This window comes from Croceitalea sp. P059 (assembly GCF_031846365.1).
Classification (GTDB): Bacteria; Bacteroidota; Bacteroidia; order Flavobacteriales; family Flavobacteriaceae; genus Croceitalea; species Croceitalea vernalis.
In genome coordinates this window covers 530,866-540,428 of record NZ_JAVRHW010000003.1, presented here as the reverse complement: position 1 = coordinate 540,428, position 9,563 = coordinate 530,866, and the positions used below count along the sequence as shown (strand labels likewise).

At 35.7% G+C, this 9,563-nt stretch carries 5 protein-coding genes and 1 tRNA gene; 4 read left to right on the top strand and 2 right to left on the bottom strand.

Annotated elements, in window-relative coordinates; translation table 11 throughout:
- Window positions 1-3,468: SdrD B-like domain-containing protein (locus tag RM542_RS12615; protein WP_311386097.1), on the bottom strand; the 3,468-nt coding region annotated here is incomplete at its 3' end.
- 437 nt (window positions 3,469-3,905) lie between these two features.
- Window positions 3,906-3,978, bottom strand: a tRNA-Met gene (locus tag RM542_RS12610).
- 258 nt (window positions 3,979-4,236) lie between these two features.
- On the opposite strand from RM542_RS12610, the gene RM542_RS12605 reads away from it, so the two are divergent.
- The 4 genes from RM542_RS12605 to der all read left to right on the top strand — a co-directional run bounded on the left by RM542_RS12605 (window position 4,237) and on the right by der (window position 9,560).
- Complete coding sequence (locus RM542_RS12605; RefSeq protein ID WP_311386096.1) at window positions 4,237-5,619, top strand: alanine/glycine:cation symporter family protein; 1,383 nt, start codon at window positions 4,237-4,239, stop codon at window positions 5,617-5,619.
- Window positions 5,606-6,490: a GTPase Era gene (gene era, locus RM542_RS12600; RefSeq protein WP_311386095.1), complete on the top strand. Its 885-nt coding sequence runs from the start codon at window positions 5,606-5,608 to the stop codon at window positions 6,488-6,490. Before RM542_RS12605 ends, era begins: the two co-directional genes overlap by 14 nt.
- 74 nt (window positions 6,491-6,564) lie before the next feature.
- Window positions 6,565-8,103, top strand: a complete 1,539-nt coding sequence (locus RM542_RS12595; protein ID WP_311386094.1) for a choice-of-anchor I family protein — start codon at window positions 6,565-6,567, stop codon at window positions 8,101-8,103.
- A gap of 155 nt (window positions 8,104-8,258) precedes the next feature.
- Window positions 8,259-9,560, top strand: a complete 1,302-nt coding sequence (der, locus tag RM542_RS12590; protein ID WP_311386093.1) for a ribosome biogenesis GTPase Der — start codon at window positions 8,259-8,261, stop codon at window positions 9,558-9,560.
- The last annotated feature ends 3 nt before the right edge of the window (window positions 9,561-9,563 follow it).

Below are 9,563 nucleotides of genomic sequence, written 5' to 3'. Positions count from 1 at the left end.
TTCACAAACTGTAGTTTCAGCAACTACATCCGGAGTAACAGGATTAACTGTAACTACAGTGCTAACTTCTGCAAAACACTCAAATTGGCTACTGTCTGTTACAACAACCGCGTAGGTTGAAGTTACATTTGGAGTAACAGTTAAAGTTGAAGCCGTTTGTCCATCTATTACTTCATCATTAAGTTTCCAAACAAATTGGTCACCTCCGGTAGCTGTTAGAGTTATTTCTGTTCCTTGACAGATTGGATCCGCTAAAAGAGTTACCTCAGGATTAATATCACATGGTAAGAAAATACCAGCATCAAGTGTTGGGTTATTTTCACCAGGAGCAAGATCAGTACATGGAGTACGTCCATCTTCACCCGCGTCAGAGTCAGCTGTATCATCAGCACCTTGATTAACAGGAGAGAATTCATATCCATCAGGAAGTTCAAACTCAACTACGTAATCTACGTTAGGGTCAAGTTCAGTAAAGCTGTAGTTACCATTTTCATCAGTCATGGTTGAGTCCAGCTCATTTCCATCACAATCTAAAAGATTAACAACAACCCCTTCAACACCTTCTTCACCGTCATCTTGAATTCCGTTTTCATTTTCATCAAGGAAAACAGTATCACCAAGAGAAGCTTTTGGTAAGAAAATACCAGCATCAAGTGTTAAATCGTCCTCTGTAGTAATTGTGAAATCGTCTGTTCGTCCGTTTGGATTAATATCAGAATCAACAGCATCATCTCCACCCACATTTTGATCAGTAATCTCAAAACCATCAGGAATATTATCAAAAACGATGTAGTAATCACCCGATTCTTGACATACTTCAAATTCATAGTAACCAGCGTCGCCGGAATTAGGGTCATTAGCTGTAGTTGTACTTGCAACTTCAGTTCCATTTGCTTGAAACAACGTTACGTTTACTCCGTTAACTCCAGTTGCCCCATCATCTTGAAGACCATTTTCATTTACATCAACCCAAACAAAATTTCCTATTACAACTTTTTCTAATAGGTTGACAACTACTTCGTCTTCCGCTTCGCAGTCTTTGCAGTCTTTTGCAACAACTTTATACGTACCAGATTGATCAACAGTAATTGTATTTTGATTAGGGTCTCCGACAATATTACCGTCTTCTGTTGTCCAAACATATTCCACAGTAGAATCACCACCAATTGGATTACATTCACCTAGTTTAATATTGATATCGCCTCTTTCGTAATATCCATCACCTCCAGTTATTGTTAACCAGCCAGATGCTCCAAAACCTTCACGTGTAACATCACCACCCAGACCTAATTGGAAAGCTTCACCCATTCTTGAAACTTGGAATGTTCCATGTTGTTGAGAAACTATGGTCCCTGAAGTAGAAGTCCAGTAAACATAATCAGATGTATTACCGGTATCACAGCCTAACTTAGGACTGCCAGTTGGAGGTGTCGTTGTACGACCTGAAAAAGTTAAAGAAACGTCTAAAATATCGGTACCATTTGAAACTCTAGATGAGTAAGTAGCAACGCCATTATCTAAAACTTCAAAACTAGAGTTTAAAGTAGTATTGAAATGATCTTGGCCTGCATTCGAAATCCAAATTTCGGCCATATTGCTATTGTTACATCTAACACTTTCAATAATTGGATACTCGCATCCACCTTCACAAACATTGGCGTTTTCAGCTGTTGCGGTTAATTCTACTGTCTCATCTTCACAAACTTCAATCGCATCTCCAGCATCAACAGTTAAATCACAAATAGCTTCCGCTGAAATACAAATACTAGAAGGTACCACTGAATTGGATGAACTTCTAGAACCATCACCATATTCGCCATCTTCTATATGTGCCAAAATAATTTGATCTGCACCATTTGGTAACTCAATATTTTGATCTAGAGCACCAATCCATTCACCTGATGCAACTAAATCTGGAGTGTCTTCCGTCAATTGAGAGCTATATTGTACAACTCCATTCTTTAAGAAAACAATTCTCCATTGTTCAAATTCTTGATTAACATTTACTCTATTGGCATATCCATCCCAAGAAATGGCTTCGTTAATATTTACTGTAGAAGGACCTGATAATTCCTCAGGATAAGGACCTGGAACTACAAAATTACCACCATTTATAAATCTGACATCTGCATTAACAGATCCATTACTATTAACTGTAACATCATTTGTCCAAATAAAATCACCAGCATCACAAGTTGGTACTGTTGGTGGTTCAATAGTTACTCCTTCAACAGAAATACAAATACTAGAGGGAACCACAGAATTTGCAGAAGCTCTACTTCCGTCACCATATTGACTATCTTCGATATGTGCTAATATGATTTGATCTGCTCCATTTGGCAGATTTATATTTTGATCTAAAGCTCCAATCCATTCGGCTGAAGCTACATTATCAGCAGGGTCTCCAGTTAATTGAGAACTATATTGAACAGCGCCATTCTTTAAGAAAACTATTCTCCATTGTTCAAATTCTTGGTAAACATTTACTCTATTGGAATAACCATCCCAAGAGATAGCCTCATTAATACTAACGGTCGAAGGACCGGAAAGTGCAGCAGGGTATGGACCAGGAATTGTATAATTTCCACCATTAATAAATCTTACATCTGCATTAACAGATCCGTCATTGTTAACAGAAACATCGTTAGTCCAAATTAAATCTCCAGCGTCACAATTAGGTACTGTCGGAGGGTTTATTCCATTATCATCTATAAGTACAAAAGTTACATGTAAAGTATCACATAAGCCACCATTTCTGCTATCTTCAAGATAGGCTGCAGCGTCAACAGAGTGTGAACCTAAAGAAGGTTCCCAGTTGTTGTTGTTATCCGCTCCTGCAGGAAAGGTATATAAGACTACATTTTCGGTAATTGAAGTTCCATCAACTGTAAGATAAACACTTTCAATACCATTAGATGTTTCAGCCACCAAATAGTAGTGGTTAGGCAAACTATTTACATCAATTTCTTGATCATTACTAATAGGACCTAAAACTGCTTGGTCTGTAGACTGATCATAAATGTAAATACCATCTATAGAACCACATTGCGCTGATAGGTGTATATCTTCAGTTTCGTAGATATCACTACATCCTGCAGTTCTAGCGCATAACCTAAAGTCACCAGAAGATGGCGGACAATAGCTTAGGGCCGTGTTTTGCGACCAAGGAGTTCTTGCTTGAATACTCCCATTCACATTCTCTGCCCACATAAATTCAACGTCATCTCCAAAGCTATTTGGCAATGCAGAAGCTTGAACACATGAGCCATTTTGACTCAATGTTGGCATTTCAACATAACAATTCATTTCTTCATTAATACTTGAAGAAGCAGAATCGTTATAATTCGTTTCTGAATTTGTATTGACTTTAACAACATCTAATGTTTTGTCGTCAGCTTTAGGAGCAAACGATAAAAAACAGATAGATAATGTCAGTACCAATACTTTAAAAAAGTAATTGTTTTTCATTCTTTAATGATTTGTGTTTAGTTTATTAAACAGTAAGGTGGGGTAATTAAAATACTATAGCACGAAGACCAAATGAATTCAAATGGTCAGATCAAAAAGTAATTTTAATAGTTAATAAGTGTGGTTTTAGTGTAATTTTTAATTCATATAATTATAGTATTAGGTTAGCGTTTCAATTGTTAAAGAAAATTTAAGATGTCTCAAAAGACAGGCTATTTCTTAATTAATCGTTAAAATGCATCAAAAACTCTATGTGATGTATTTAAAAAAACCCATATGTAAGAATGTACTTCAACAACATTTATTTTTGATATCTATGTTATGACACCAAAACAAGATGAAAGGTCACTTCCCTTATTAGAAAGATGTTTTTTATTTGAAAAAGCTAAAAAGTGGTGGAATAAAAAAAGCCTCAAGTAACCTTGAAGCTTTTGTAGTAGCGGGAACTGGACTCGAACCAGTGACCTTCGGGTTATGAGCCCGACGAGCTACCTACTGCTCTATCCCGCGATGTGGACGGCAAATATACAACCGTTTTAATGTTATTTCCAAATTTAGATGGACTTTGATTTTAAAATTAGCCATTGTCTTCATTTGTTGACTAGGCTTAATGGTATCTAAGTATGAGTTCAAGTGCTGTATTATATTCCATAGCAATACATAGCTCAATTATTTAATTAGGATTCATTTTAATTTTGGAGTTTTTCCATTTTAATTCTAGTATCCTGTTGGCTTCTAGTTTTATTGGAATTAACTACCTTCGATTTCATGGAAAAATTGAATGATTTTTTAATCCAAGCTATTTCTGGAACTGAATGGCCAATGTTTCTTTTATTGATAGGAGGAGGGCTCTTTTTGGTATGTTACTCAAAGTTTTTACCCTATCGTTTTTTATGTCACGCAATTGCTATAACTAGAGGGAAATATGACGATAAAAATGCAAAAGGAGACGTAAGTTCGCTACAAGCCTTATCGGCTGCTGTCGCAGCAACTGTAGGATTAGGTAATATTTCAGGCGTCGCCATTGCTATTCACGATGGAGGACCAGGGGTGGTTTTTTGGATTTGGATGACGGCACTCATTGGTATGTGTATTAAGTTTTATTCTTGTAGTTTATCTATAATGTTCAGAGGTAAAGATTCCGATGGAAAACTTCAGGGCGGTCCAATGTATTACATTACTCAAGGTCTTGGTAAGAAGGCAAAACCCCTCGCTATTTTTTTTAGTATTGCTGGTCTTTTTGGTTTTTTAGGGGTTTTTACAGCTAACCAGTTCACAGAAACCTTCATGAGTGTTATTCAACCCGAAGAATCAATCATAGCACTAGGTGGTACAGCTCAAGATGCTTTGTTTAATTGGAAATTATTAATAGGAATAATTCTGGCGGTCGTTTCTTCCTTTGTAATTTTTGGAGGATTAAAGAATATAGCTAAAGTAGCAACAGCAATAGTTCCTTTAATGGTGATGATATACTTGATTGCCGTTGTACTAGTTATGGTTGCTAATGCTTCTGAGGTTTTACCATCTCTTAAACTAATTATAACTGAAGCATGGAATTTTGATACTTTAGTCACAGGTGGTTTTTGGGGACTTATAATTATAGGGGTAAGAAGAGCGATGTTTTCAAATGAAGCGGGCCTTGGATCAGCACCAATGTATCATGGGCAATCAAAAAATGATGAACCCATAAGAGAAGGATTAGTAGCAATGTTAGGACCTTTTATTGATACTATCTTAGTCTGCACATTCACAGCAATTGTTTTAATTTTAAGTGGGGCCTACCTTCAAGAAGGTAGTGGTATAGTGATGACCTTAAATGCATTTAATACATCGTTAGGGAGTTGGGGGGGTATTTTATTAATGATTATCGTTTCAGCTTTTGCATTGTCCACTCTTTTTACTTATTCATATTATGGTGTTAAGAGTTTATCCTATTTAACTAATGCCAAAATAGGAAAGTTGTATAATGTGTACTTTGTAATAATGATTGTATTTGCAGCTGTTGCCTCTTTGGAATTGGTTAAAAACTTAATTGATTTATCATATGCTTTAATGGTCATACCAAATATGATTGCTGTATTATTATTGGCGCCAAAAGTGAATGTTGCTGCGAGAATTTATTTTGAAAAATTAAAGAATGAAAAAGCATAAATCAGGATTTGTAAATATTATTGGTAACCCCAATGTTGGCAAGTCAACCCTAATGAATGCTTTTATTGGTGAAAAACTATCTATAATAACTTCTAAAGCGCAAACGACTCGTCATCGTATTTTAGGAATTGTAAACGGAGATGATTTTCAAGTGATTTTATCGGATACACCTGGGATTATTAAACCTGCTTATGAGATGCAGACGGCCATGATGGATTTTGTCAAACTGGCTTTTGAAGATGCTGATGTTTTGCTTTATATGGTTGAAATTGGGGAAAAAGCATTAAAAGATGAGGCCTTTTTTGAAAAGATAAAGAATAGTAAAATTCCGGTTTTATTACTTTTAAATAAGATAGATAGTTCTGAGCAGACAGCTTTAGAAGAACAAATACAACATTGGCAAGGCTTGCTACCTAATGCTGAGATTCATCCAATTTCTGCTTTGGAAAATTTCAATATTAAAGAGGTATTTAATCGCATATTGGAACTACTTCCTGAGGCTCCGCCATATTACCCTAAAGACCAACTTACCGACAAGCCTGAACGATTTTTTGTCAATGAAACTATTCGAGAAAAAATCTTACTTCACTATAAAAAAGAGATTCCATATGCTGTTGAAGTAGCAACGGAAGAGTTTGAAGAAGACGAGAAAATTATTAGAATCCGTTCCGTTATTATGGTTGAACGAGATACTCAAAAAGGAATTATTATTGGTCATAAGGGTTCAGCACTAAAGCGCGTAGGTATTGAAGCTCGAAAGGATTTAGAAAAGTTTTTTGACAAACAAGTATTTATTGAGCTTTATGTAAAAGTCAATAAAAATTGGCGAAGCAATAGCAATCAGCTGAAACGTTTTGGTTACAATAACTAAATCATAATTTACAATTTAGCTAACCTTAACTTCACTTTGGTTTAAGACCTTCATGGAAATTTAAACCAATCGGAATGAAAAATTTTATGAAACCGCTAACCTATTTAGGATTAGCTATTTGCTTTGTTAGTTGCGAACATTTAGATGACTTTATTGGTGATAATGATGGTGGAAGAGGGGATGATGCTCCAAAAGAAATGGTAAATATTGATTTTAAATACCATAGTACTATTCAAGTTGGAGGTGAAGGTTCAGCAGAAATATCTGGGTTTGATTCTGAAACAAAAAGACTTTTTGTTATCAATGCTGAAACAGTAAGTGTATCAGTTTATGATTTAAACAATTTAGGAGCTCCAGTATTTTTAAAGAATTTGGTTCAAGATCATGCCGGTAACCCTAATAGTGTTAGTATAAATAATGGAATAGTAGCTGTAGCATATGAAGCGCAAGACAAGCAGGCTCCTGGTTTTGTTAAGTTTTTCGATGCTGAATCCCTGGAGTTTATTTCTGGTTACACAATTGGCTCACTGCCAGATATGGTCACGTTTACTCCAGATGGTAAATATGCGGTCGTTGCAAATGAAGGAGAGCCAAATGATGATTATACTATAGATCCTAAAGGAATGGTAAGCATTATAAATGTTGAAAGTGGAGAAGTAATAAATTTGGATTTTGAAAGTTTCAATGCTCAAGAAGAGATCTTAGAGAACAATGGTTTTAGAGTTTTTGGCCCTGGTGCAACCCTAGCTATGGATGTAGAACCAGAATACGTTGCTGTTTCTGACGATTCAAAGAAAGCTTGGGTAACACTACAAGAAAATAATGGTGTTGCAGTAGTTAATCTTGAAACCAAACAAATCGAAACTATTATTCCTTTAGGATTTAAAGATTATAGTCTTTCTGGAAATGAAATAGACCCAAGTAATAGAGATGATATAAAGGAATTACGTAGTGTTCCTGTATTTGGAATGTATCAACCAGACGCTATCGCATATTACAGTGTTAATGGAATGGATTATGTTGTAACTGCTAATGAAGGTGATGCTAGAGATTACGATGGTTATTCCGAAGAAGAACGTATGGCTGATTTAAAATTTGACGAAGCGGTATTTCCTGATGCGGCAACCTTGCAATTGGATGAAAATTTAGGACGCTTACAATCAACTACTACTTTAGGAGATATTGATGGTGATGGTGATTATGATGAATTATATAATTATGGTGCTCGATCATTTACTATTTGGACAGGTGATGGTCAATTGATTTATGATAGCAGTAATGACATTGCCATACAAACACTTTTATTAACTCCAGCCGTATTCAATGGCGATGATAGTAGAAGTGATGATAAGGGTGCGGAACCAGAATCGGTTACGATACAAAAAATAGGGGATAAACAAATTCTATTTGTTGGTTTAGAGCGGAACAATCAAGTTATGGTTTACGATATTACTAACCCTAATTCTCCAACCTTTATTCAAATTTTAGAAAATTCTGGTGATGTTGGCCCTGAAGGTTTAATTGTCATTGCGGCTGAAGACAGTCCTAATGGTAAAGAACTATTGGTGGTAAGTAATGAAGTTAGTGGTACTGTTTCTTTTTACGAAAATTAATAGTTCTCATAATTTCCAGTTATAAAATAAAAGCACGGTTTTAACCGTGCTTTTGCTTTAAACCAGGCCCAATAGATTTTTTTAATTAATTCTGGTACAAGGCAGTTAGGTCCTTTCTTGGTAAATAAGTGGTACTTTTGCAAAAAAATAACTAGATGGGCGCTATTGTTGCCATTGTTGGAAGGCCAAATGTTGGAAAATCAACTTTTTTTAATCGTTTGATTCAAAGAAGAGAAGCCATTGTTGATGCTGTTAGTGGAGTAACTAGAGACCGTCACTATGGAAAAACAGATTGGAATGGGCGAGAGTTTTCTGTTATTGATACAGGTGGCTATGTTGTTGGAAGCGACGACATTTTTGAAAAAGAAATTGACAAACAAGTTGAGCTTGCAATTGATGAGGCTGATGCCATAATTTTTATGGTTGATGTTGAATCTGGGGTTACTGGAATGGATGAAGATGTAGCTAAATTGTTACGCCGGGTAGATAAACCAGTTTTTTTGGCAATAAACAAAGTTGATAATGGTCAAAGAGAAGCAGATGCGGTAGAGTTTTATTCCTTAGGTTTAGGAGAGTATTATACCCTTTCAAGTATTAATGGCGGTGGCACAGGAGAACTCTTAGATGCTCTAGTAAAGGTATTGCCAGAAATTGAGGAGAAAGTAGATGAATTACCAAGATTTGCTGTAGTAGGTCGCCCAAACGCCGGTAAATCTTCATTCATTAATGCCTTAATTGGGGAAGAAAGATATATTGTAACAGATATAGCAGGTACAACAAGAGATAGTATTGATACTAAATACAATCGTTTTGGGTTTGAGTTTAATTTAGTGGATACTGCTGGTATTCGCAGAAAAGCAAAAGTAAAAGAAGATTTAGAATTTTATTCTGTAATGCGTTCAGTGCGAGCGATTGAACATGCAGATGTCTGCATATTATTATTAGACGCCACTCGCGGATTTGATGGTCAAGTACAGAATATATTTTGGCTTGCACAACGTAACCACAAAGGCATTGTGATATTAGTCAATAAATGGGATTTAGTTGAAAAAGAAACCAACTCTGTTCGTGATTTTGAAAAGAAAATACGAGAAGCTATGGAGCCTTTTGTTGATGTTCCAATCCTATTTATTTCTGTTTTAAATAAACAAAGAATTTTTAAGGCTATTGAGACTGCAGTTGAGGTTTATAAAAATCGTTCAAAGAAGATCGTTACTCGAAAATTGAACGACATTATGTTACCTATAATTCAAAATCACCAACCACCAGCATATAAAGGGAAATTCGTGAAAATTAAATTCTGTACTCAACTGCCCACGCCGTATCCGCAATTTGCATTCTTTTGTAACTTGCCACAGTACGTGCGCGAACCTTATAAGCGGTTTCTTGAAAATCAATTAAGAAAGCAGTTTGATTTTACTGGAGTGCCCATGACTGTTTTTATGCGAAAAAAATAGTTA